General features: G+C 65.8%; 26 protein-coding genes. 11 read left to right on the forward strand and 15 right to left on the reverse strand.

The annotated features are described in order from the left end of the window. Positions 1–48: 48 nt before the first annotated feature. The 3 genes from DL891_RS06440 to DL891_RS06450 are packed head-to-tail and all read right to left on the reverse strand — an operon-like array spanning position 49 to position 3,237. Entirely contained in the window at positions 49–1,005 is a 957-nt protein-coding gene (locus DL891_RS06440) for a 1,4-dihydroxy-2-naphthoate polyprenyltransferase (RefSeq protein ID WP_111719596.1), read from the reverse strand. A 59-nt stretch (positions 1,006–1,064) separates the two neighbouring features. Then, entirely contained in the window at positions 1,065–2,264 is a 1,200-nt protein-coding gene (locus tag DL891_RS06445) for an AMP-binding protein (protein WP_111719597.1), read from the reverse strand. Positions 2,265–2,307: 43 nt separating this feature from the next. After that, complete coding sequence (locus DL891_RS06450) at positions 2,308–3,237, reverse strand: 1,4-dihydroxy-2-naphthoyl-CoA synthase (protein ID WP_111719598.1); 930 nt, start codon at positions 3,235–3,237, stop codon at positions 2,308–2,310. A gap of 78 nt (positions 3,238–3,315) precedes the next feature. On the opposite strand from DL891_RS06450, the gene DL891_RS06455 reads away from it, so the two are divergent. Beyond that, positions 3,316–4,311: an o-succinylbenzoate synthase gene (locus DL891_RS06455; protein WP_111719599.1), complete on the forward strand. Its 996-nt coding sequence runs from the start codon at positions 3,316–3,318 to the stop codon at positions 4,309–4,311. A gap of 133 nt (positions 4,312–4,444) precedes the next feature. Here DL891_RS06455 and ccsB read toward each other — a convergent pair whose 3' ends face one another. The 5 genes from ccsB to DL891_RS06480 are packed head-to-tail and all read right to left on the reverse strand — an operon-like array spanning position 4,445 to position 9,197. Then, complete coding sequence (gene ccsB, locus DL891_RS06460) at positions 4,445–5,488, reverse strand: c-type cytochrome biogenesis protein CcsB (RefSeq protein WP_232819034.1); 1,044 nt, start codon at positions 5,486–5,488, stop codon at positions 4,445–4,447. Further along, entirely contained in the window at positions 5,485–7,200 is a 1,716-nt protein-coding gene (locus tag DL891_RS06465; protein ID WP_111719600.1) for a cytochrome c biogenesis protein ResB, read from the reverse strand. Before DL891_RS06465 ends, ccsB begins: the two co-directional genes overlap by 4 nt. Beyond that, positions 7,184–7,939: a cytochrome c biogenesis CcdA family protein gene (locus DL891_RS06470; protein WP_111719601.1), complete on the reverse strand. Its 756-nt coding sequence runs from the start codon at positions 7,937–7,939 to the stop codon at positions 7,184–7,186. The genes DL891_RS06465 and DL891_RS06470 overlap by 17 nt, the downstream gene beginning before the upstream one ends. Next, positions 7,936–8,556: a TlpA disulfide reductase family protein gene (locus tag DL891_RS06475; protein ID WP_111719602.1), complete on the reverse strand. Its 621-nt coding sequence runs from the start codon at positions 8,554–8,556 to the stop codon at positions 7,936–7,938. Before DL891_RS06475 ends, DL891_RS06470 begins: the two co-directional genes overlap by 4 nt. Further along, the gene (locus DL891_RS06480) at positions 8,553–9,197 is read right to left on the reverse strand and encodes a histidine phosphatase family protein (RefSeq protein ID WP_111719603.1); all 645 of its coding nucleotides are present in this window, start codon (positions 9,195–9,197) and stop codon (positions 8,553–8,555) included. The genes DL891_RS06475 and DL891_RS06480 overlap by 4 nt, the downstream gene beginning before the upstream one ends. Before the next feature lie 101 nt (positions 9,198–9,298). Here DL891_RS06480 and aspS point away from each other — a divergent pair, with 101 nt between their 5' ends. Continuing rightward, positions 9,299–10,648 (forward strand): aspartate--tRNA(Asn) ligase, encoded by a 1,350-nt coding sequence (gene aspS, locus DL891_RS06485; protein ID WP_111719604.1) that lies wholly within the window; start codon positions 9,299–9,301, stop codon positions 10,646–10,648. Between the two features lie 106 nt (positions 10,649–10,754). Here the strand turns inward: aspS and DL891_RS06490 are convergent, their stop codons facing one another. From DL891_RS06490 to DL891_RS06505, 4 genes are all read right to left on the reverse strand, one after another. Beyond that, on the reverse strand, positions 10,755–11,021 hold the full coding sequence (locus tag DL891_RS06490) for a glutaredoxin family protein (protein WP_111719605.1): 267 nt from the start codon (positions 11,019–11,021) through the stop codon (positions 10,755–10,757). Positions 11,022–11,156: 135 nt separating this feature from the next. Then, the gene (locus DL891_RS06495; protein ID WP_003792170.1) at positions 11,157–11,255 is read right to left on the reverse strand and encodes an AURKAIP1/COX24 domain-containing protein; all 99 of its coding nucleotides are present in this window, start codon (positions 11,253–11,255) and stop codon (positions 11,157–11,159) included. Between the two features lie 295 nt (positions 11,256–11,550). Continuing rightward, positions 11,551–11,745 (reverse strand): helix-turn-helix domain-containing protein, encoded by a 195-nt coding sequence (locus DL891_RS06500; RefSeq protein WP_111719606.1) that lies wholly within the window; start codon positions 11,743–11,745, stop codon positions 11,551–11,553. Between the two features lie 452 nt (positions 11,746–12,197). Continuing rightward, positions 12,198–12,650, reverse strand: coding sequence for a helix-turn-helix transcriptional regulator (locus DL891_RS06505; RefSeq protein ID WP_111719607.1), 453 nt, complete (start codon positions 12,648–12,650; stop codon positions 12,198–12,200). Positions 12,651–12,725: 75 nt separating this feature from the next. Between DL891_RS06505 and DL891_RS06510 the strand changes: the two genes are divergently transcribed. Both DL891_RS06510 and DL891_RS06515 read left to right on the forward strand, forming a co-directional pair. Next, on the forward strand, positions 12,726–14,159 hold the full coding sequence (locus DL891_RS06510; RefSeq protein WP_111719608.1) for a TrkH family potassium uptake protein: 1,434 nt from the start codon (positions 12,726–12,728) through the stop codon (positions 14,157–14,159). After that, entirely contained in the window at positions 14,152–14,823 is a 672-nt protein-coding gene (locus tag DL891_RS06515) for a TrkA family potassium uptake protein (RefSeq protein WP_111719609.1), read from the forward strand. Before DL891_RS06510 ends, DL891_RS06515 begins: the two co-directional genes overlap by 8 nt. Positions 14,824–14,903: 80 nt before the next feature. Here DL891_RS06515 and proC read toward each other — a convergent pair whose 3' ends face one another. Beyond that, positions 14,904–15,755 carry a pyrroline-5-carboxylate reductase gene (gene proC, locus DL891_RS06520; RefSeq protein ID WP_111719610.1) on the reverse strand — a complete coding sequence of 284 codons (852 nt, stop codon included), beginning with the start codon at positions 15,753–15,755 and terminating at the stop codon, positions 14,904–14,906. Between the two features lie 61 nt (positions 15,756–15,816). Between proC and DL891_RS06525 the strand changes: the two genes are divergently transcribed. Beyond that, positions 15,817–16,779 carry a cation diffusion facilitator family transporter gene (locus DL891_RS06525; protein WP_111719611.1) on the forward strand — a complete coding sequence of 321 codons (963 nt, stop codon included), beginning with the start codon at positions 15,817–15,819 and terminating at the stop codon, positions 16,777–16,779. Between the two features lie 56 nt (positions 16,780–16,835). On the opposite strand, the gene tadA is transcribed toward DL891_RS06525, so the two are convergent. Continuing rightward, positions 16,836–17,306, reverse strand: coding sequence for a tRNA adenosine(34) deaminase TadA (gene tadA / locus DL891_RS06530; protein WP_111719612.1), 471 nt, complete (start codon positions 17,304–17,306; stop codon positions 16,836–16,838). Between the two features lie 42 nt (positions 17,307–17,348). Between tadA and upp the strand changes: the two genes are divergently transcribed. The 5 genes from upp to DL891_RS06555 all read left to right on the forward strand — a co-directional run bounded on the left by upp (position 17,349) and on the right by DL891_RS06555 (position 22,210). Continuing rightward, positions 17,349–17,981 carry a uracil phosphoribosyltransferase gene (gene upp, locus DL891_RS06535; RefSeq protein WP_111719613.1) on the forward strand — a complete coding sequence of 211 codons (633 nt, stop codon included), beginning with the start codon at positions 17,349–17,351 and terminating at the stop codon, positions 17,979–17,981. Between the two features lie 247 nt (positions 17,982–18,228). Continuing rightward, positions 18,229–18,519, forward strand: coding sequence for a hypothetical protein (locus tag DL891_RS17070; protein ID WP_157962421.1), 291 nt, complete (start codon positions 18,229–18,231; stop codon positions 18,517–18,519). 852 nt (positions 18,520–19,371) lie between these two features. Then, positions 19,372–20,178: a winged helix-turn-helix domain-containing protein gene (locus DL891_RS06545; protein WP_111719615.1), complete on the forward strand. Its 807-nt coding sequence runs from the start codon at positions 19,372–19,374 to the stop codon at positions 20,176–20,178. A 62-nt stretch (positions 20,179–20,240) separates the two neighbouring features. After that, the gene (locus tag DL891_RS06550) at positions 20,241–20,693 is read left to right on the forward strand and encodes a MarR family winged helix-turn-helix transcriptional regulator (RefSeq protein WP_232819035.1); all 453 of its coding nucleotides are present in this window, start codon (positions 20,241–20,243) and stop codon (positions 20,691–20,693) included. Next, entirely contained in the window at positions 20,690–22,210 is a 1,521-nt protein-coding gene (locus DL891_RS06555) for an NAD(P)/FAD-dependent oxidoreductase (protein ID WP_111719617.1), read from the forward strand. The genes DL891_RS06550 and DL891_RS06555 overlap by 4 nt, the downstream gene beginning before the upstream one ends. Here the strand turns inward: DL891_RS06555 and DL891_RS06560 are convergent. Next, positions 22,113–22,934: a Pr6Pr family membrane protein gene (locus tag DL891_RS06560; RefSeq protein ID WP_157962422.1), complete on the reverse strand. Its 822-nt coding sequence runs from the start codon at positions 22,932–22,934 to the stop codon at positions 22,113–22,115. The genes DL891_RS06555 and DL891_RS06560 overlap by 98 nt on opposite strands. 290 nt (positions 22,935–23,224) lie before the next feature. Between DL891_RS06560 and idi the strand changes: the two genes are divergently transcribed. Then, positions 23,225–23,776: an isopentenyl-diphosphate Delta-isomerase gene (gene idi, locus DL891_RS06565; protein ID WP_111719619.1), complete on the forward strand. Its 552-nt coding sequence runs from the start codon at positions 23,225–23,227 to the stop codon at positions 23,774–23,776. Positions 23,777–23,795 lie beyond the last annotated feature (19 nt).

The following is a 23,795-nucleotide window of genomic DNA, read 5'->3' on the forward strand; positions in this document are numbered from 1 at the left end:
CATGCCCCCGTGCTCGGTCTCTGCCGGCACGGATGAAGGCTGCGTTGCTCAGAAGGCGAATGCTGCGGCGAGCCCGGCCGCGTAAACCAGGCCGCCGATACCCGTGAGCTTGAGCGCCAGCACCAACTCCTCGGCCGACTTCGCGGTGAGCGTGATCAGGCAGGCCGGCAGCACCAGGAAGAGCGCAGCAAAGCTCAACCAGGCGCCACTGTAGAACAACAGGAAGAACCCGGTGATCAGGAACGGCGCCAACACCAGAACGCAGTAGACCACCCGCGACGCCCGATGCCCGAGCTTCACGGCGAGGGTTCGCTTTCGGGCTGCCAGGTCAGGCTCCAGGTCACGGATGTTGTTCACCATGAGCACCGCGCAGGCGATCAGCCCAGCCGCCACTCCCCCGAGCCAGCTCTCGGCGTTGACCAGACCCGCCTGCACATAGGTTGTGCCTGCCGTGGCAACAAGGCCGAAGAACAGGAAGACGAACACCTCGCCCAGCGCCAGGTAGCCGTAGGGCTTCTTCCCCCCGGTGTAGAACCACGCGGCGGCGATGGCTGCGGCGCCGACCGCGAGCAGCCAGTAGTGGCCGCTGATAATGACGATGGCCAGGCCGGCGAGCGCGGCCACGCCGAAGAACGAGAGCGCCACCGTGAGCACGTGGGCGGGTTTGGCCGCGCCGGAGCCGGTCAATCGCGCCGGACCGACACGGTGCCTGTCAGTTCCACGCACTCCGTCCGAGTAGTCGTTGGCGAAGTTGACCCCCACCTGCAGGCTGAGCGCGACCACCAGGCACAGAATGGCGAGCGTGAGGTCCGAGGACCCGGCAACCACTGCAGCGCCGGTGCCGAGAAGGATCGGCGAGATTGCCAGCGGCAGGGTGCGCGGCCTGGCGCCCTCGATCCAGTCGGCTGGCCCGGCCTTCGCCACCTTCACACTGGGTGGAACAGGCCTCGGGTTGCCCCGCTTCGAGCGGTTGCTTGTTTTCTTTTTGCTATCCTTCGATCCCACACCACGATTCTAGGTGAGCCGCACCTTCGAACCGCGCCACCGCGGGCGCCCACGGCGATTCACCCGGAGGGCGTGGCCTGGTCGGTGGTGAGTGCGCGCAGGGCGACTCGGTCGAGCTTCCCCGAGGGCAGGCGTGGGATGGCCGAAACGATCACGAGCCGATCGGGTCTGGCCGCGGGGCCGAGCTGCTCGCCCACGAGGTGTCTGGCTCTTTCAAGGATCGCTTCGTGGTCGCCGACGCCGGTATCCTCCGACTCGGATGCCCCCGGTGGCGGATCGGTGCCTTCCAGAACCAGCACGGGCACCTCGCCCCACCGGTCGCTGGGTGCACCGGTCACGGCGGAGTGAGCGAATTCTGGCACCGCCTGCAACAGGTGTTCCACCTCGGCCAACGAGACCTTGACCCCGCCTGAGATGATCACATCATCGGCACGGCCGGTCACTGTCAGAAGCGGTCCATGCTCATCACTGGACAACTGGCCGGTATCCTGGCTGCGGTACCAGCGCAGGCCTTCGTCGTTGTGGAAGGCGCGGTCGGTCTGGCCCGGATCGAGGTAGCCGACCGCGAGCACAGTGCCGGCCAATTCGATGAGGCCGTCGACGATCCGCACCCGGGTGTCGCCGATCGGGCGACCGTCGTAGACGCAGCCGCCGCCGGTCTCGCTGGATCCGTAAGTGCGGGTGATCCGCAACTCCATCTCGTCTGCCCGCTCACGCAGTCGGGTGGGCAGGGCCTGCCCGCCGACCAGGATGCGGTCGAACCGTCGCAGCAGGTCACCGGCCGCATCCGCATCAAGAAGCGCGGCCAACTGTGCCGGAACCAGTGACACGTACCGGCGTGTGCCGGCCATCCGTCGGGCGGCCGCCACAACGTCGTCAGGGTCGAAATGACCGGTGCCGGCGATCTCAGGCTCGGTGCCCGCTGTCAGTGAGCGCACCAGCACGTTGATGCCGGCGATATAGTGCGCGGGCAGGGCGAGCAACCACTGCCCCGGCCCCCCAAGCGCTGCCTCCGAGGCGGTGGCGCTTGCCAACAGGGCATCCGCCGTCAGGACGACGCGTTTGGGGTTGCCGGTGGATCCAGAGGTCTCGACGATCAGCACCACGTCGGGTGCGACCCGTTCGGGCACCTGCTCGGGCAGCCGGGCGCCGGGCGCGACCGGCCAGATTGCCGGCCCGACCCCCGATAGGGCATCGCGCAATCCGTGCAGCACGTCGCGTGGATCGTCGGCGGCGAGGAGCCGCAGCGGCCGGCTCACCGCCCACCCGGGGCCCGGTCGGTGCCAGGTTCAGTTCTGCCGGTCAGAAATGCCACGGGTACGGCGACCAGTCGGGAGCGCGCTTCTCGAGGAACGAATCACGGCCCTCGACCGCCTCATCGGTGCCGTAGGCCAGGCGGGTGGCCTCACCGGCGAACACCTGCTGACCGACGAGGCCATCATCCACCGCGTTGAAGGCGAACTTCAGCATGCGGATGGCTGTCGGCGACTTGGTGAGGATGTCTCGGGCCCACTCCAGTGCAATTGTCTCCAGGTCGGCGTGCGGCACAACCGCGTTCACGGCCCCCATCTCGTAGGCCCTCTGGGCGTCATACTCGCGGGCGAGAAAGAAGACCTCACGGGCGAACTTCTGGCCGACCTGGCGGGCGAAGTAGGCGCTGCCGTAGCCGGCGTCGAAGGAGCCGACGTTGGCGTCGGTCTGCTTGAACCTCGCGTGTTCGGCGCTGGCGATCGACAGGTCGCAGACCACGTGAAGTGAGTGGCCGCCGCCGGCAGCCCAGCCGGGAATGACCGCGATGACGACCTTGGGCATGAACCGGATCAGGCGCTGCACCTCGAGGATGTGCAGGCGCCCCGTGGCCGCGGTGAGCGGCGCAGCGGGTTCAGGTGTCCCGGCCGCCATCCCGCTCTCTTGGTACTGGTAGCCGTCTCGGCCTCGGATGCGCTGGTCGCCACCCGAGCAGAACGCCCAGCCGCCGTCTTTCGCGCTCGGCCCATTACCGGTGAGCAGCACCACCCCGATACGGGTGTTCTGCCGGGCATCCTCCAGTGCGCTGTACAGCTCGTCGACCGTGTGCGGGCGGAACGCGTTTCGCACCTCGGGCCGGTTGAAGGCGATACGGGCCACTTGGCCGGAGTTGTCCAGGTGGTAAGTGATGTCGGTGAATTGTTCGGCGCCGGGGGCAACCCGCCACGCGCTGTCGTCGAAGATGTCAGAAACTTGGCTCACCATGGCCCTCAGCCTACGCGGGACAGTACCGAGGTCCGGAATCCTACGCCCCCGCCACGCGTCAGGTGGCAGACTGGATGGATGCTGCCACCGCTGGACGACCTGCTTGCAACCGCCCGGGTTCTCTCGTTGCCGCTGGTCACCCGTTTTCGCGGGATCGAAACGCGAGAAGCCCTCGTGTTCGAAGGCCCGGCCGGGTGGAGTGAATTCTCCCCGTTCGCCGAATACGGTGACGACGAGGCCGTCACCTGGCTGGCGGCCGCGATCGAGTTCGGCTGGCACGAGACCCCGCCGACTCGGCGCGATTCGATCCGGGTGAATGCCACCGTGCCCGCCGTACCCACAGACCAGGTCGCCCAGGTTCTCGCCCGCTTCGCCGGTTGCCGCACGGCCAAGGTCAAGGTGGCCGAGACCGGACAACGCCTGGCCGATGACGTGGCCCGGGTGCGCGAGGTGCGGAGGGTTCTGGGGCCGGGCGGCCGCATCCGCGTCGATGCGAACGGCGCGTGGAGTGTGGATGAGGCCGAGATCGCCATTCGCACTCTCGGCGAATTCGACCTCGAGTACGTCGAGCAGCCGTGCCTGGATCTGGCCGACCTCGCCGAGGTGCGCCAGCGGGTCAGGTATCTCGGCATCCCCATCGCGGCCGACGAGAGTGTGCGCAGGGCCAGCGACCCGCTCGAAGTCGCACGTACAGGCTCCGCCGACGTGCTCGTCGTCAAGGTGCAGCCGCTCGGCGGCATTCGTGCTGTCTTGAAGCTGGCCGACCGCACCGGACTTCCGATGGTCGTCTCGAGCGCCCTCGACACCTCGATCGGCCTCTCGATGGGTGCGCACCTGGCCGCCGCCCTGCCGGAGTTGGACTACGACTGCGGCCTGGGTACGGCATCACTCCTCGCCCAGGACGTCACCGCCGACCCGCTTCTCGCCACGGGCGGTTCGATCCCGGTGCGCCGGGTCACCCCCGACCCCCGCGTGCTCGACAGGTTCGCCGCGCCCGCCGAACGACGTGACTGGTGGCTTTCGCGACTCGCCCGCTGCCACGGGTTGCTGGCCGCATCCGGGCGCCTGGAGTAGCACCAACCTCGCCCTGCTGCCTTCAGAAGTTCAGGCTCAGAGGGCAGCCGGGCCTCCTACACGCCCCCCGCCCTTCTGCTCCTGAATTTCTGCAGGAACAGACGCGGGTCAGCAACGCGGGGTCGGGCCAGACTCACAGGCCGCTGTACGCGTGCAACCCCTTGAAGAACACATTCACGATGCCGAAGTTGAACATGACCGCGCTGAAGCCGACGATCGCCAGCCACGCCGACCGTGAACCGCGCCAGCCGCGGGTCGCCCGCGCGTGGATGTAACCCGCGTAGATCACCCAGATGATGAAGGTCCACACCTCTTTGGTGTCCCAGCCCCAATACCGGCCCCACGCCGCCTCGGCCCAGATGGAGCCGGCGATCAGCGTGAAGGTCCACAGAATGAAGCCGATCACGTTCAAACGGTAGGCGAGGTTCTCGAGGGTCACAGCGGCCGGCAGGGTCTTCAGGAACCCGAGCCACGTGGGCGGGGAATCCTCGGACTCCTCGTATCGGGTGCGCATCAATTGCACACCGGAGAGCGCGAACCCAAGGGCGAAGAATCCGGTCGCCAGCGTGGCCACCAGAACGTGGATGACCAGCCAGTACGACTGCAGCGCCGGCGGCAGCGGAACCACGTCGACGTAGTACTGCAGGCTCGCGATCCCCAGCAGCATCAGCACCAGCCCGATCAGGAATGCCCCGAGGAATCTGAGGTCGAGCTTGAACTGCACCCCGAGGAAGACACCGACCATGAGCACGGTGCCGGTCATCGAGAATTCCCACATGTTGGCCCACGGCACACGCTCGGCGGCAACACCGCGCAGGATCGTCGCGAGCAGGTGAGCGATGAAGCCCAACCAGGTCAGCGCCATTGCCACCCGGATGACCACCCCGCCGGAGCGAGTGCGGGCGATCTCTGCATCGTCGTCGATCACCGTGGGACGGTCGAGGGTGGTCACCGTCCCGGATCCGCCGGCCTGGCCGGAGGCGGTCTGGGTCGTCTGGGCTGCGGCGCGTCGCTGGGCGGCGGTCAGCTGTTCGCCCGCACCCGATTGCGCCACCGGCCGGCCGGCCGCAGCGGAACGCTGGGCGAGGTCGATCGCGAATGCGACGAATGCCGCCGCGTAGACGACCATCGTGCAGTACAGGAGAATTGCGGAGTATTGCGAGAGCGTTTCGGTCACGGTGACGAGTTTACGTCAGTGCGGCTGGATGTCGATCGTTGGCTCGTGAAGTCGGGGGAAGCCTCGAGATCGAGGGGGGCCTCGAGGTCGAGGGCTGCCTCGTGGCGCCGGGCAACGTCAGCCACCGCCTGGGCGAGCTGCGGGTCCTCGCCGCGCGCAAGGCCCGCGTATTCCAGCTGGAGGGTGTTGCCCTCACCATCGGTGGCTCGAACCCAGACGCGACGCCTGGGGATCAGCAGGGCGGCGAACATCCCAGCCGTCGCAAGAACGGCAAACAGCAGCACCCAGCCCTGCGCCGGGTCACGGTGCACGTCGAGGGAGGCGAACCGGTTCACTTCATCCAACGAGATGGTGCCCAGGCCGTCGGGCAGTTCAACTGTCTCGCCGAGGCCCAGCCTCAGCGCATCCGTGCCGCTCTTGCCGCCGGCGATCTGGGTCATCCCGTCCGTGTCGAGCGTGTAGACCGAGCGCGGTGTGCCGTCGTTGATGCCGAGGTCTCCTCGATAGGCCCTCAACTCGAGCACCGGCGACTTCAGGTCGGGATACGCCGAGGTGAGCGCTCCGGTGCCGAGCTCGAACGGGGTGGGGTAGAAGAAGCCGATCATTCCGAGTTGATCGGCCAGACCGTCGGGAACCTTGATGATGCCGGTGGACGTGAGGTTGGTGTCCTGTGGCAGGAACGGGATGATCTCTCGGTACACCGCTCGACCTGATGGGTCACGCACCGTAATGGTCGGCGCATAGCCGTTTCCGAGGAGGTACACGTTCGTGCCGCCGATCGACAGCGGCTCGTTCACCTTGATGCGGTTCGACTGCGGCTCCTCGCCCGGCAGCCGGGTGGTGGTCTTCACGTCGAAGTCGAGGGCCTGGCCGTAGGCGCCCTTGTTCGGGTCGCTCTGGTAGGTGACGTCGAAGGTATCGACGCTCAGGGTGAACGGTTTGAGAGAGCTGTCGTTGAAGAATCGCCCGGGGTTGAACGAGTCGTACGAGACCAGCGAGTTGACCATGGTCTGCCCCTCGACGACCACACGCTGGCCGGTGAAGCCGAACCCGCCACCGACCCCGACGGCCACCAGTACCCCCAACAGGGCGATGTGGAACAGCAGGTTGCCGGTCTCGCGCAGATAGCCGCGTTCGGCCGAGACCGAGTACGCGCCGGGGCGGCCCCTGGTCGCCGGTTCGTCGAACATGACCGTGCGATAGCCAGATTTTCGGAGCAGCTGCTCGGCCGCGCCGGCCGCGCCCCGCGCATCCGTTTCGGCACCGTGGTGCTCCTTCCGGATGAAGCCGGCCATGCGGTTCAGCCGCAGCGGCGTCTTCGGCGGTTTCTGCCCCAACGCCTTCAGGTGGTGCCGCGTGCGCGGAATGACACAGCCGACGAGCGAGGCGAACAGCAGCAGGTAGATGGCGGAGAACCAGGCCGACGTGAACACGTCGAACATTTGCAGGTTGTCGAGGATGGGGGCGAGGTCGGGGTTGTCCCGGAAGTATTGGGTGACCCCGTTCGGGTCGGAGGAGCGCTGAGGCACCAGCGATCCGGGCACCGCCGCCACTGCCAGCAGCAACAGCAACAACAGCGCGGTGCGCATGCTCGTCAGTTGGCGCCAGAACCAGCGCAGCCAGCCGGATGGCCCCAGCCGCGGCTGGGTGATCCCGTCGGATGTGCGCGGTTTGGGCACCGGGGAGTCGATGTGGTCAGATGGCCGGGACAAAACTCGGGATCACCGCCTGCAGCGAATCGATCCAGTACGACCAGACGCCGGTGACCATGAGCACGCCGAGCAGGATGAGCAGGACGCCGCCGCCGATGTTGATCGCCCGGATGTGCCGCTTCAGGAAGGCGACCGACCGGGTCACCCAGTTCAGCCCGAGCGCGACCAGCAGAAACGGGATACCGAGGCCCAGACAGTAGAGGAACGCCAACAGGGCGCCCCGCCACGGTGAGCCGCCATTCATTCCGAGGGCCAGGATGGAGGCGAGCGCCGGCCCGATGCAGGGGGTCCAGCCCAGCCCGAACACGATACCGAGCAACGGCGCTCCGGCCATCCCGGTCGCCGGCCGCCAGGTCGGCTTCATGGTGTTCTGCATGAACGTGAACTGGCCGATGAACACGAGACCCATCACGATGACCAGCACCCCGAGAATACGAACGACGAGATCCTGCCACTGGATGAGCCAGAGCCCGACCGCCCCGAATGCGGCCCCGTACGCGACAAAGACCACGGCGAAGCCGAGAATGAACAGGGCGACGCCGGTGAGCATCCTGGCCCGATCGCGACGCATGGCCTCACGTTCGACCGCTCCGGAGGACAGCCCCCCGACGTAGGCGAGGTATCCCGGCACCAGGGGCAGGATGCACGGGGAGGCGAACGAGACGAGGCCCGCCAGAACGGCGATCGGAATGGCCAACAGCAGTTGCCCACTGTAGATGATCTCGCTGCCCACGCTCAGTTGCCCTCGGCCAACGTCTGACGCACCAGGGTCTCGAGGATCGATGCGCTGCGCAACTGCCCCAGGATGCGGGACGCCACCCGGCCCTCTTTGTCGAGCACGAGGGTCGTGGGCACCGCGTTCGGCGGCACATCACTCGTGAACGCCAGTTGCAGTGCGGAGTCGGTGTCGATGACCGACGGGAACGTGATGCCGTGAGTCTTCGCGAACGAGATCGCGGTCTCGGCCTGGTTGCGCACGTTCACGCCGAGAAAGGACGCCCCATCGTCCTTGGTCGCCTGATAGGCGCTTTCGAGGTCGGGCGCCTCGGCCCGGCAGGGCGCGCACTCGGCGTACCAGAAGTTGACCACCAAGACCTGGCCGAGAAAATCGGCGGAGGACACGGTGTCGCCGGTCTCCGTGCTGCCCGTGAACTCGATCGGCTCCCCCCGGTCTGCGGGCAGAATCTCGGTGTAGGTGCCGTCGCCCGAGATGAAGCCCTTGTCACTGCCCTGACGGTACTGGTCTGCCAACGGATCGGTCGCGCAGCCGGTGAACAGCATCGCAGCAGCCACGGCGACAGCAGCCACCAGCAGCCCGCGTCGTCGGGGCGCCAAACTTCTGGTACTGCGACTCATACGGCTCCCAGATCGACCGCGGTCGCAAGCAGAGACGCGGCCGGTTCGGCATAACCGACCTCGACAAAGCTGCCCCCATGCCGCTCCAGCGTCGTGATGCTCGACAGCGTGCAACGCCGGCTGCGGGGGTCGTGCAGAAACCGTTTGCCGGCGAGCGCCAGGTGCGTGGTCCAGATCGGCAACTGGTGGCTGACCAGGATCACGTCGCCTGATTCGACAGACTCGTGGGCAGCGGTGATCGCTTCGAGCATCCGGTCTCTGATCGAGCGGTAGGGCTCGCCCCAGGATGGCCGGAACGGGTTGATGAGCCATGGCCACGTGCGTGGATTCTTCAGCGCAGAATTCGCGCCGCGCATGCGGCTGCCCTCGAACTTGTTGCTCGGCTCGATGATGCGAGGCTCGAGTTGCACCTCGAGGTCGAGCAGCCGCGAAATGGGTGCCGCCGATTCCTGGGTGCGTTGCAACGGTGACGCGAACAGGGCGGTCATCGGGCGGCCGCGTCCGGCCAGATCGTCGGCCGCGAGTGCAGCCATCTTGTGCCCGAGTTCAGACAGGCCGAATTGCGGCAGCCTGCCATACAGGATGCCGTCGGGGTTTGCGACCTCGCCGTGACGCACGAGGTGGATCTGGCTAGCGACCACGCTTTCCAGTGTACGGAGGGCGCACCGGTGAGATTGCCGAGAATACGCCGTACGGAGCAGGCTGGGCGGCATCCAATTGGCAAACGGCTAGAATTTGGCCTGTGACTTCTCGCTCTCTGATCAAAAACCTTTCCGCCCAAGCCGATGGCCCCGTCTCCGTTTCTGGATGGGTCGAAACCGTGCGCGACCAAAAGAAGGTGCAGTTCGTCGTTCTCCGCGACGAAACCGGCGACGTGCAGCTGGTGAACCCTCGCGCCGCGGCCCCGGTCGATGCCGACGGCAATCCGGTTGCGGATGCCGCGCCCGACACCATCTCTGACACCATCTCCCACCTGGCCCAGGGCAGTTTCGTCACCGTCACCGGTGAGTTGAAGCACGACGAGCGGGTGAAGCTCGGTGGAATCGAGATCAAGGTCGCGAGCCTGACGGTTCATTCGATGGCGGACCCCGAGACCCCGATCAAGGCCGACAGCAGTGTTGACAAGCGCATGGACTGGCGTTTCCTCGACCTGCGCCTGCCAAAGAACCAGCTGATCTTCCGCGTGCAGACCACTCTGGAGCACGCTCTGCGTTGCTATTGGGTTGAGCACGAGTTCGTCGAGGTGCACACGCCCAAACTGATGGGGAGCCCATCAGAGTCGAACGCCGAACTGTTCAAACTGGATTACTTCGACACTGTCGCCTACCTGGCGCAGAGCCCGCAGTTCTACAAGCAGATGGCGCAGGCCGCCGGCTTCGGCGGCATCTTCGAGATCGGCCCCGCGTTTCGCGCCGACCCCTCGTTCACCGCCAGGCACGCAACCGAATTCATCAGTGTCGACACCGAGATCAGCTGGATCGACAGCCACGAAGATGTCATGATCCTGCAGGAGAACCTGCTGGTGGCCGCTCTCACTGCGGTGAAGAAAAAGCACGGCGACGAGATCAAGGAACACTTTGGCGTCGATGTGGTCGTGCCGAGCACGCCGTTCCCCCGCATCCCGCTCCTGGAAGCGAAACGCATCATCGCCGAACGCGGCTACGAGGTTCCGCGCGACGACGACGACATGGATCCGGAGGGCGAGCGTCAGATCTCCGCATACGTGCGCGAAGAGTTCGGCCATGAATTCGTCTTCCTCACCGACTACCCGGCATCGATCCGGGCGTTCTACCACATGCGCAGCACCGACGACCCGTCACTCACCAAGAGCTACGACCTGATCTGGAACGGGATCGAGATCACCACCGGCGCGCAGCGCGAGCACCGCCTCGATGTGCTGGAGGCGCAGGCGCGTGAAAAGGGACTCGACCCGGAGCAGCTGTCGTTCTACCTCGACTTCTTTCGCTACGGGATGCCGCCCCACGGCGGCTTCGGAATGGGCCTGTCTCGCGTGACGATGCTGCTGCTTCACCTGACCACGTTGCGTGATGCCACATTCCTGTTCCGGGGCCCCAACCGTCTCACGCCGTAGTCCACCCGCCACCTCAGTCGTTAATTCAGCCGACGGGCCAAGATCGGCGTCAGAATAGGCGGTGCACGCGCATTTTCTGGCCCCTCAGCTCTATTTCAGCGCGGGGTTAGAGGGCGAGCAGGGCGGCGCGCAGGCGCTCGGGGTCGATGTGCCAGTAGTTGTGCACTCTGCCGTTGATGAGCAGCACCGGGATCTCCTCGACAAAACGCGCGTGCAGCTCAGCGTCCTCGAGGATCGACACCTCGGTGAGTGCGAGCGCCGGGGCATTCGGGTGTCCGACCAGCTCGGCCAGGACCTGTTCGATGACGACGCGCGCCTGATCGCAGAGATGGCAGCCGGGCTTGCCGACCAGGGTGAGGATTGCAGATGTCACCCCACCAGCCTACGCATCCCGGCCACTACGCGTGACCGGGTTGGGCGCGGCAAAAAGCGCCGGACCCCGTGGGATCCGGCGCTTCCACACTCCGGCGCGCGAAGTGGTGCGCAGCGGCGAAAGCCGCTACCCGACCTACTTCTTGTTGCGGCGCTGGTGACGCGTCTTGCGAAGCAACTTACGGTGCTTCTTCTTCGCCATCCGCTTGCGGCGCTTCTTGATTACTGAACCCACGTATACCTCACAAAGATCGGGCGGAGCCACCAAGAACGGTGGCAGAAGGAAAAATAGCCTCGGGCAAGTCTATCGGATGCATGGCGTTCCATGCGCAGCGTTCCCACATCCCGGCGTTCGGCGGGCTTGAGGTGTGCCGTACGCGGCGTGTGGCCGACCCTGTCATGCGCAGAAGCTCAGGAGGAGAGCAACGCCGATCGCGCTGCGCCGCTCGCGGCGCCCTGCTCCTGAATTTTTGACGGCAGAAACCGGCAATGCGGCAAGCACCCAGCTCGGGGCCGCTGGAACCTGGACCCTAGGCTGAGTCTTCGGAGGGCAGCACTATTGCTTGGCTCACCGCTGACTCCGGCACCCGGAACGAACGGCCGAACCGCACAGCCGGCAGTTCACCGGCGTGAATCATGCGGTACACCGTCATTCGTGACACCCGCATCAGCCCGGCGACCTCACTGACCGTCAGGAAACGCACATCCGCCAGGTCAGACGCCATGCCACTCGATCCTCACCTTGGTCACTGCCCTGTTTGGCTACTGCCGTGGATTGCCACTGCCGTGCACTGCCACTGCCGTGTTTCCGTCAACGGCCTTGTTCAGCGGGTCCAACTCCCGCCCGAAGTTCACACTACGCCTGTGACGAGTGTGCCCTGTGGCAACTGTAGGGGCTGGTGTGACTGGTTGTCCAGCATTCATTGCATTCGTGCCCCGGATGGGGGACAGTCGCGGGCCGGAGGCGAATCGGACGTGGCGCCGAGGTGGAGTTCTGGCGGTGGTGCGTGGAAGGAATGGAAGGGCTGGTGAGTGGGTGGTGGCTTGTCCGGAGTGGTCGGCATGCAGGGGTCACATGCACGGGTCACGTGCACGGGTCAATGGCATCGGCCGGCGAGAAGAAACGGCGCGCACGAACCGCTGAGCAGCGGTGAGGCACCGCAGGCGACCGCGAACGTCAGGACTTGCGGCGGAACACCGTCGCGGCAGACTTGACCTGGTGGGTGGTTTCGGCGATCACACGCCCGAGCGCCTCTGCCTTGGACTGGGCCTCGTGCCCCAGATGCACCTGGTCGGCAGCAGCCTCTTCCTCCGCCTCCGCCTCCGCGGCGGCGAGCGCCTCGAAGTCGGCACTCAGAAACGGGATCAGCCAGTCCTCGACCTGTTCGAGCGGGCCATAATCCAAGCTGTAGAACCGGTGCTGGCCCTCCTCACGCACCGAGACGAGGTTGGCCTCGCGCAGCACCTTGAGGTGCTTCGACACGGTCGGCTGGCTCAGTTCCAGCTGGCTGACCAGGCCCGAAACGCTGGTTCCGGTGTCGCCCCCCTCACCAGCGACATGACGGTCGAGCAGTAGCTGTAGAATCTCGCGGCGGGTAGAGTCAGCGATCACAGTGAAGATATCGGCCATGGCCTAAGGCTACCGATTCCCGCACGGTAGTACCATGACACTCGACCGGGTTCGAGGAGGGGCACGCGCGTGACGATGGGGATCAACCGCATGTCGCGGTACCACCAGACCGGGGTGCTGGGGCGCATTCGAGACTTCATCGATCACTTCGCCGGGCGCTCCCCCTCCCGCTTCGCCTCCATCGTGTTCACCGGGCTGATCCTCATCTTCACGCTGTTGTTCTCCCTGCCGATCGCCAGCGCCGACGGCACAGCCACCAAGCTCGCCGACGCCCTGTTCACCGCCACCTCGGTCATCTGTGTGACCGGGCTGTCCACCGTCGACATGGCCACCCACTGGTCGCCCTTCGGCCACACTTTGGTGTTCATCGGGGTGCAGATCGGTGGCCTCGGCGTGCTCACCCTCGCCTCGATCATGGGCCTGGTCATCGCGCGACGACTCGGGCTGCGCGCCAAGCTGATGGCGGCCAGCGACAGCAACCCACTGCGGCTCCACTCCGGGCCGGTCGCCGAAGGCCAGGCCGTGCGGCTCGGCGAGATCGGCGGCCTGTTGGCGACGGTCGCCATCAGCGCCGCCGTTATCGAACTCGCGTTGGCCATCCTGATGTTCCCGCGTCTCCTGTTGGCGAATGTCCCGATCGGAGACGCGGTCTGGCACAGCTTCTATTGGGCGGCGATGGCGTTCACAAACACCGGCTTCAGCCCGGATGTCGCCGGCCTCACCCCGTTCGCCAACGACTATTGGTTTCTCACGGTCATCCTGATCGGTGTCTTCCTCGGCAGCATCGGCTTTCCGGTGATCTACGCGCTCAGCCGAGGCTGGCGTCGACCACGCCGGTTGCCGCTGCACGCCAAACTCACCCTGCTCACCTGGTTGGTGCTGTTCGTCATTGGCGCCCTGGTCTTTCTCCTGCTCGAATTCGACAATCCGAAGACCTTCGGCGCGCTCGGCGGCGGTGACACCATCTTCCAATCCTTCTTCCTGTCCGGGATGACTCGGTCGGCGGGGTTCGCCGTGATCGATATCGGGCAGATGAACGGCTCCAGCCTGCTCGTCGGCGACATGCTGATGTTCATCGGCGGCGGTTCGGCCTCAACCGCTGGCGGAATCAAGGTGACCACACTCGCCGTGCTCTTTCTTGCAGCGTTTGCGGAGGCACGCGGGCAAGAGTCGATGTCGGCGTTCGGGCGCAAGATTCCCGGTGACGTGCTGCGCCTCGCCGTCAGCGTCGTGCTCTGGGGTGCGACGACGGTCGCCGTATCGAGCATCCTGATCCTGCACATCTCGAACGAGCCGTTCGAGTATGTCCTTTTCGATGTGATCTCAGCGTTCGCGACCTGTGGGCTTTCGACCGGGCTGACCGAGAGGCTGCCGGACGCCGCAGTGTACGTGCTCGCGGCAACCATGTTCATGGGGCGTGTTGGTACAGTGACTCTCGCAGCCGCGCTGGCGGCCAGCCAGCGCCGACAATTGTTCCAATACTCGGAAGAGAGGCCCATCGTTGGTTGATCGCATCAAACACGACGCACCGGTGCTCGTGATCGGCCTCGGTCGGTTCGGCGCTGCCACCGCCGGCCAGCTCGACCGGCTCGACCGAGAGGTGCTCGCCGTCGACGCCGACGCTGGGCTGATCCAGAAGTGGGCCGACCGGATCACGCACACCGTTCAGGCGGACGCCCGCAACATCGACGCCCTGCGCCAGATCGGCGCGCAGGACTTCTCCATCGCCGTAGTCGCTGTCGGCTCCTCGATCGAGGCAAGCGTTTTGATAACCGCCAACCTGGTCGACCTGAAGGTGCCGCAGATCTGGGCGAAGGCCATCTCGCAGTCACACGGCAAGATCCTCCAGCGCATCGGGGCGAACCACGTGATCTACCCGGAGCGGGAGGCCGGCGAGCGAGTCGCCCACCTTGTCAGCGGCCGGATGCTCGACTTCATCGAGTTCGACGACGACTTCGCCCTGGTCAAGATGTACCCGCCGAAGCCGATCCGAGGAATCCCCCTGGGCGAGTCCCTTGTTCGCAGCAAGTATCGCATCACCGTCGTGGGCGTGAAGAGCCCCGGCAAGCCGTTCACCTACGCGACCCCGGAGACCGTCATCTCCAACCACGACCTGATCATCATCTCCGGAACCTCCGGCGACATCGAACGGTTCGCGGCCCTCGGCGGGTAGGCGCAGCCGGCAACCCACGGCGGTCAGTGCCCGACAGGCAACGCTCCGCGGTTTCTGCACCAAGCCGCCGAAGGGTGGCGTCAGTCTCCGGCAGCCATCCGCCTGGCCCTGGCCAGTGCCGCGTCCGTCGCCGTGTCAAACAACTCCTTGACCTGGCCGGTCTCAAGCACCGCGACCGCTTCGGCGGTGGTTCCGCCCGGGCTGGTCACCTGGCGGCGCAGTTCGGCCGGAGTTGATTCGGATGCCGCGAGCAATTCCGCAGCACCGAGGAATGTGGTGTTCACCATCGTCGCCGCCTGCTCGGGCGTGAACCCCTTATCGATCGCGGTCAGGGTGAGCTGCTCGATCAGGAAGAAGACGTAGGCCGGACCGGAGCCCGAGATCGTGCTGAGCGCATCGAGCTGGCTTTCCGGAACCTCGAGCACCGTTCCGACGGTGGAGAACAGTTCGGCCACAACAGCCATGTCGTCTGGCGTGGAGCGCGTGCCGGCGCTCAGCCCGGTGACGGCGCGCCCGACGATCGCCGGGGTGTTCGGCATCGACCGCAGCACCGAGATTTCGGCAGGGAGCAGTCCTTCGAAGGTGGCGACGGTGACGCCCGCCGCAACGCTGACGACAATCGCACCCGGTTCGAGTGCATCTCGGATCTCGGCCAGCAGGTCGGGCACCATGTACGGCTTCACGGCGACCAGCACAACCTTTGCGCCGGCAACGGCAGTGCGGTTCGCGTCGGCATCGGTGGCCGTGGCGTAGGCGGTGACCCGGGACTCGTCATCGAATTCGGCAGCCCGTTCGACAGACCGATTGGTCACCCGAATGCCTCCCGAGACCGTGACACGCGGGGCCAGCAATCCGCTCAGAATGGCGCGCCCCATCGAGCCGGCTCCGAGGATCGCAATGGTGGGCAGGTTGATGGTTTCAGTCTGGGTCACGTCTCCATCCTAGGATTGGGTCACACAGGTGTTGCAACGAGATGAGGAATGGGGCTTCCGGATGAGCGCAACGGGCGGCAGCAAGGCGATCATTGCCGCGTTTCTGGCGAACCTCGGCATCGCCATCACCAAGTTCATCGCCTGGGCGTTCTCGGGCTCCACATCGATGCTCGCAGAGGGTGTGCACTCCCTCGCCGACTCCGGGAACCAGTTGCTGTTGCTGTTCGGCGGCCGCCAGGCCAAGCGCAAGGCTGACCAGGAGCACCCGTTCGGCTACGGTCGGGAGCGGTTCGTCTATGCCTTCGTGGTCTCGATCATCCTGTTCTCGGTCGGTGGCGTCTTCTCCCTCTACGAGGGCGTGAACAAGATCGCCAACCCGCATCCGATCGAGATGTGGTGGTTGCCGCTGCTCGTTCTGGCCGTCGCGATCGTGCTGGAGTCGATCTCGCTGCGCACCGCCCTGCGCGAGGCGAACCCGCACCGCGGCAACCAGTCCTGGGTCACGTTCATACGTCGCTCAAAGGCCCCAGAGCTGCCGGTCGTGATCCTGGAGGACACCGCAGCCCTGGTCGGCCTCGTGTTCGCCCTGATCGGTGTCGGCGTGGCGATCCTCACCGGCAACGGCGTGTGGGACGGCATCGGCACGGTCGCAATCGGTGTGCTGCTGATCGTTGTCGCGGTCATCCTCGGGATCGAGACCAAGAGCCTCCTGGTCGGCGAAGGTGCGAGTGTGGCAGATGCCGAAGCCATCGAGGCCGCGATCATGGCCGGCGACGAGGCGGTGCGCATCATCCACATGAAGACGCTGTACCTCGGCCCCGACGAGCTGCTCGTCGGCGCGAAGCTCGCCTTCGCCCCGCACAAGCGTTTCTTCGAGGTGGCGGCGAACATCAACGTGGTCGAGTACCGCATTCGCGAGGCGGTGCCCGCCGCGCGCGTGATCTACATCGAGCCCGATGTGTTCCGCGATGAGAACATGATCAACCCGTCGACTGACGCGATCGTGATCCGGGCGAGCGACTGATGAGGACCGCCGACTGATTCAGGCAGCCTGACCTGGGCCGGCCCGCACGATCGTGCTTACTGCTCCGACCCGCGAAAGAACTCCGTGAGCAGTTCGGAACACCGCCTCTCCTCGACCCCCGCGAACACCTCGACCCGGTGGTTCAACCGTCGGTCGCGCAAAACGTCGTAGACCGAGCCGGATGCACCGGCCTTCTCATCCCAGGCACCGAAAACCACCCGGGGCACGCGCGCCGCAAGAATCGCGCCGGCACACATCACACACGGCTCCAGCGTGACCACCAGCGTGGTGTCCTCGAGCCGCCATTCGCCTCGTGTTGCCGCCGCCTCGCGCAGGGCGAGGATCTCGGCGTGCGCGGTCGGGTCCTGCCGCAACTCACGTTCGTTGCGCCCCGAGCCGATCACCTGCCCATCGGCGTCGATGACGAGGGCCGCGACCGGCACATCGCCGGTGGCGAGCGCGAGCCGAGCATCCACGATGGCCGCAGTCATCCAGTCACGTTGCGCGGCAACCTCGGGCAAACTCATCGCCGTCTCCAATCTCACGCCGGTCTCGGCTAGATTTACCCTATGCGAGTCCACGTTGCCGATCATCCGCTCATCACCCACAAGTTGACCGTTCTGCGGGACCAGCGCACATCGTCACCGGTTTTCCGGGCCCTGACGGAGGAGCTCGTCACCCTTCTGGCGTACGAGGCGACCCGGGGGGTGCGCACCACGAAGATCACCGTGACCACACCCGTCGCCGAGGCCGAGGGTCTTGCCCTGAGCGAGCCGCGCCCGCTGGTCGTACCTATTCTGCGTGCCGGACTCGGGATGCTTGAGGGCATGGTCAAGCTCATGCCCACCGCCGAGGTCGGATTTCTCGGAATGGTGCGCAACGAGACCACATTGCAACCCGACATCTACGCGGAGCGCCTTCCCGACGATCTCTCCGACCGGCAGTGCTTCGTGCTCGACCCGATGTTGGCGACCGGCGGCTCGTTGCTGGCCGCAATCGAGTACCTGTTCGACCGGGGGGCCGTCGATGTGACGTGCATCTGCATCATCGCCGCTCCCGAGGGTCTGGCCGCCGTGGAGGCGGCGACGAAGGGTCGCGACGTCAATATCGTGCTGGGTGCCCTCGACGCCTCCCTGAACGAGCAGAGCTACATCGTGCCGGGTCTCGGCGACGCCGGCGATCGTCTCTACGGCACGGTCTAACTGCACGGCACGGTCTAACTGCGCCATCCGCCTCACCGCCTGTCACCATCACCACGCAGTGCGTGCTTGAGCGCAAGGAACTGCGGCGAATAGCGACACCCTCGTCCGACGGCCATACCGCCCGCACAGACGCTGGCGGTGCGGCCGACGTCGATCATTGCGATGCAACAGCTGCACTCGTCGGCGTGGTGTCCGCCTCGTGGGCCGTGACGCCCCGCGACGTTGCCGCGCGGGGTCGCCAGGCCCAGTGAAACACCTTCGAGAACCCGTGGCGCTGCAGTTTCCGGCCACTCGCCTCCACGGCGCGCATAAGCTCCAGTTCGCGAACGAAGCGATCCTGTTCGGATTTGAATTTGTATTGGTGATAGAAGTCGTAAGACACGATGGCCCTTTCTGGGCGCTCGAAGGCGCGCAAGGCTCGCCGAATAAAGGTGGGGTCGAACCCCGCAATGCGACCGCGGTCACTGCCGCCGGATTCGTCGTTCTGAAGTTCCTGCACCGCACCAGGGCAGAAGTCGACCGAGAATCGCGCGAATGACTGCGCGAGCCAGAGCGCCTCTAACGCGCTCTACGGCAACGGTGCTGTGCTCTCAGCGGATCCGGCTCCGGTTGCTGCTGAACCCGAACGCAACCGATCCACCCGACCAGACATGATGCATCAAACATCAAACGAGCGACGGCCGGGAACAGAAACGGCTTCGCAGAAGGAGCTGTCAGCCTCGAATGTGGACTATTCCGTCACCCGGAAGTCGGCTGGCGAAATTGTGACTTCCGGCACTTTCTTCACTGAACCTGTCATGTCACCACCTCGCTTCGTTCCTCGGGATCGCCCTCTGGACTTTCCCAACCAAATTCACACTGCGCGACGGGTTCTTGCACGCGTCGAGCGTGGACGTGCAACAGAATACACCGTTCACCGAAGTCAGTGCAAGGAAAATTTCGAACCGGAGTTGCGCAGATTCCATTCAGCCGTCTCCGCTCCACCCACGAACAACCGTCAACTCGTCACCACCTGGTTCGAGGGCACGTTCGACGATCGGGCATTTGACACGAGCGTCCCGGATGTTGTTAGATCAACACCATGACTGATCACGTGTACCCCCTGACCTCCCCCGAGGCCTTGGGAGTTGCGGGCATGATGATGCCCCGCCGCGCAGTCATGTGTTGCCGAATGTGCATCTGAGCACACTCCGCCCGAGTTTCACGCGTGCCGGCCTGAACAGGTCTGGTGTTCGCTGAACTCCCCGGTTGCCCGTCGCGGCCACCGTCTACGGCCCTGAGGCCCACGCAACACTTCTCGGCATCACCGCACCTCGCTCACGTCTCGGCTCTCGCAAACCGCCGGATGCGACGTTCGGCGGATGCCCGCATCATCACAAGGACCCCTGAAATGACTCTGCTCGACTTTCGCCCCACCACTTCCTCCACCACGACACGCCCGGTGCGCCGACGGCACCCAGCTGCCAGTCTTGCGGCCACCACGGTCGGGAGCGCGACCAACTCCTCACGCTCGAACCCCACTGCGCAGGCGGCCCCACAGCCTTCGGCCCCCGCCGGACTTCGGACGGTGCCGGCTGGCACCGAGGCCCGCGGGTTCGTGCTCTACGTCGGCCTGGACGAAGCCGCCGCAGCCGCAAACGGCACCGACCTCGGCCACATCGTGCAGGAGCTCAAACAGCTCGCCGCCACGCTGGCGCCGACCGCCCAGACGCACGCGGTCGTGGCGCTCGCCCCTGCCGGCACCGGGGGTCGCGACGTCGACGTGGTGCGGCTCGCCCTGCAGGAGCCGGCCGCAGTGGCCGCCCATCGCCCGGAGACTGTCAGCCCGGCAGACAGCAAACTCGTGATCGACTTCGCCCGCAAAAGCGTGGCCCTCGACGGCACACCGGTCACGTTGACGTACACGGAGCTCGAACTGCTCGACTACCTCATCCGAAACGAGGGCCGCGCCGTCGCGCGCGCCGAACTGATCGGCGGCCTGTGGGAGACCCAGGACCGACCGGGCAGAACTGATCAGACGAGCTCGCCCGAGACCCCGAACGAGCGCACCATCGACGTGCACGTGCGCCGGCTCCGCGCCAAGTTGGGACGCTACGAACAGATCGTTCGCACCGTGCGCGGCTCCGGCTACCGCTTCGACCAGCACCCCGACGTGGTGGTGCACTTCAGCCCGGTCGGCCGCGTTCGCTCCGCGTAACGATCCAGATATCGATACTCGGGAAGTCGCCGCGTATGCGCCGCAGTCCCTATCCTTGGGAAGTGAAGGAGAAGGAGAGCGAAGTGCAATCGAGGGCCGCTGCCGTTGCCGCGTGGGAGGCGTTGTTCCGGGCCCAGGTGAGCGTGATGCGCTCACTGGCGGCATCGTTTCCGACCGATGAGATCTCGTTGAACGAATACGACGTGCTGTACACACTGTCCCGGGAGCCGGAACGACGGATGCGGTTGCGCGACCTCAACACACGGGTGCTGCTGACCCAGCCCAGTGTGAGTCGCCTGGTCGACCGGTTGGTCTCCCGCGGGTTGATCGCCAAAATGCCCGACTGCGCCGACGGGCGCGGCACGGTGATCAGCCTCACCGACGACGGCTTCCACCTGTTTCGTCGTGTCGCCGTCAGCCACATCGCCTGTATCCGGGAACGGGTGGGCGAGGTTCTCGACGACGACGAGCTGGAGCAGTTGACCATCATCTGCAACAAGTTGCGTACCGGATGACGCTGAGCCGGCGCACCCTCTTGGCGGCCGGCATGGCCGGTGCCTCTGCCGCCGCTCTTGCCGCCTGCACGACGCCGCTACCGACCCCGTCGCCTTCGCCTGCGTCACCCGCCCCGATTCCGATTCCGAGCCTGGTTCCTTCACGCATTCCGCAGCCGACCGCGTTCCACCGTTCGAACTGGTTGGCCGACCCGTACGCCCGCGGCTCCCGAACTTTTCTGCGCACCGGAGACCACCCGTCGCTCACCGAAGTGCTCCAGACGAACATCGACCAACGAATCTTCTTCGCCGGCGACGCAACTGAAACCATGGCCGATGAGTCCGGCACGGTGACCGGCGCATTCACTTCGGGCAACCGGGTCGCCGCCCAACTGATGATGCAATCGAGCCGCGGCGAACGCATCGCGATCATCGGGGCCGGAATGGCCGGCGCCACCGCCGCGCGCGCGCTGGTCGACGCCGGCTTCGACGTCACTGTGCTGGAGGCCAGGGACCGCGTGGGAGGGCGCATTCACACCATCGCCGACCCCGACTGGGCGGTGCCGCTCGAGTCGGGCGTGTCGGTCACCCCAGACGATCAAACCGATCCGGTGACCCGCCAATTGAATACTGCCGGGGTGCGCACCGTGAACCTTCGCGGGCCGGCCCTGGTGCGTTCGGATACCGGCATCGACCTCACCGTGTCCACAGTCGGCCCCGAGGCCGTCCGGGCGGCACACGCCTGGGCGGTGAACGGGCACCACGACGTATCGCTGGCCCGTGCGCTTCTCCTGTCCGGTGAACCCGGCACCCGCGTGGTGGCCCCATCCGCATCGCCAGCCCCGGGAGACGGGATGAGCGATGCCCTCTGGTTGCAGCACTACCTCGACACCGTCGTGGCCGACGCGACCGGTGCGAGCCCGCGAGAGATCTCCGCCCTCTACGGCATCCCGGCCGGACTGCTCACCAAGCCGGGCGGTCCTCCTGCGTCTGCATCGCCGGCCCCGAACGCCGGCACGGCACAAGGCGACGCCCACGCCGTCGTCCTCGGCGGCTATGACTCCATCGTGCGCCAGTCGCTGGCTGGGGTCGACCTCTCACTGTCGAGCGTGGTCACCCAGATCAATCACACGCCCGCCGGCGTTGGAATCCGATTCGTCACCGGCGAGTCGATGAAGGTCGACCGGGTCGTTGTCACCGTGCCGCTGGGGGTGCTGCAGTCCGGTGACCTCGTCTTCGATCCTCCTCTGCCAGCCGCCCACCGGCTGGCCATAGTGGCCGGGGGGATGGGGGTCAACGACACCCTCTGGTTGCGCTACGACGAACCGTTCTGGCCCACAGACGACACTCGATGGACCCTGGTCGACGAGAGGGGCAAGCACGGGTTCCTCCAATGGCGAAACCTGATGCCTCTGACCGGCGAGCCGATACTCGTCGGATTCACCGGCGCGGATCAGGCCACGCAACTTTCCACGGCAACCGATGCCGACGTTCTTCAGGCGGCCACAGCGAGCCTCGCCGCCTTCCATTCGCTGTGACCGGAACCGCCTCGTCCCGGTATCCGCCATCGACAACGGATGCCCCACGTGACGCCCCAGGCTCGGACCGGGCCGCTCGCATGTCCCGCGCATCCGCGTCTCGGAGTGGCCTCGGCAACAGGTGGCTGACCGCGATCAGAACAGCGGTCAGCGCGGTGATGACGACTCCCATCACAGCGAGGTAGGCCGCGATGCCCCACCATCCGCCGACCTGGTCCGGGTCGAAGAAGAAGTATGGATACCAGCCGACGGATGCCCCCCGCCACACGGTCGCGGCTCCCCAGAGCATCGGGAACACCAGTGCGACAGAGAGCCGCTTCCACGAGATGCGTCCACGGCCTGGTGCCAGCACCCAATCGAGGATGGCAAAGGCCGGCAACCAGTAGTGCAGGATCCGGTCGGAAACGGGCACTTCGAACCGGTAGTCGGTGGCAGCGGCCCCGGCGACGATGGTGCCGTAGACCACGCCGGAGATGATCTGGTAGCACGTCACCAAGAGACGACTGCTGGTGAGCCAACGGGGGTCGCTGGGGCGCAGCAGAGCCAGAGTGCCGCCGACTCCCCAGAGCGCGACCGCGGAGAATGCTGTCTGAATGGTGAAATACCAGAAGAAATTCTCGGTCGCGAAACTTCCGAAACCGAGCCCGTACTCGAACCGGGCAACCAGGGCGGCGATTCCCACGAGGGCGGCGACGAGTCGCGCGATCCCCCAGGCAATCCGCATCAAGCCCTCCTTCTGGTGAACGACCACGCGCCACTCGGTTCTGCCACCCTGCAGTACTCAGACATTCAGCTTAAGTCCTTTCGGCGCCGGCCCAGCACGGGCCGGTAAAGTGAGCGCTGGCTGGCTGACTGTGAGACCGAGCACCGTGAGAGTATTCCGCGGTGGTCCGGCCACGGTGTAGTACGAAATGCAGCGCGGTACGAAATGCAGTGTGGTACGAAATGCAGAGCGACACGAAGTGCAGAGCGACACGAAGTGCAGTGCGACACGAAATGAGAGTGAATTACGCCATGAGCCACGTTCTGGACCCCGCCGTGGAAGAGGTCATTCTGCTGAGTGAGACGGGAGAGGCAATCGGTACCGCCGACAAGGCCACCATCCACGGCACTGACACCCCGTTGCACCTCGCGTTCTCCTGCCATGTGCTGAACAGCCGCGGTGAGTTCCTGATGACCCGGCGTTCGTTGAACAAACTGACGTGGCCCGGCGTCTGGACGAACTCCTTCTGCGGCCACCCGTCTCCGAGTGAGAAACCGGTCGATGCTGTCGTGCGTCGCGCGCAGCACGAGCTGGGGATGTCGGTGACCGACCTTGAGGTAGCGCTGCCGGAATTCCGTTACCGGGCGGTTGACGCCTCGGGAGTGGTGGAGAACGAGATCTGCCCGGTATACACGGCAACCAGCGACCAGGCCCCGGCACCGAATCCCTCTGAAGTGATGGATGTCGCTTGGGTCGATCCGGCCGATCTCGGCCGGGCGATCAGACTCACCCCGTGGGCATTCAGCCCCTGGCTGGTGCTCCAGGCAGTACAGTTGCCGCATCTGGGCGGTGTTCGGCCGTAGCCCGCACCGGCCCGTGTCG

It is taken from the genome of Homoserinimonas sp. OAct 916, assembly GCF_003260275.1.
In the GTDB taxonomy this organism is placed as follows: Bacteria; Actinomycetota; Actinomycetes; order Actinomycetales; family Microbacteriaceae; genus OACT-916.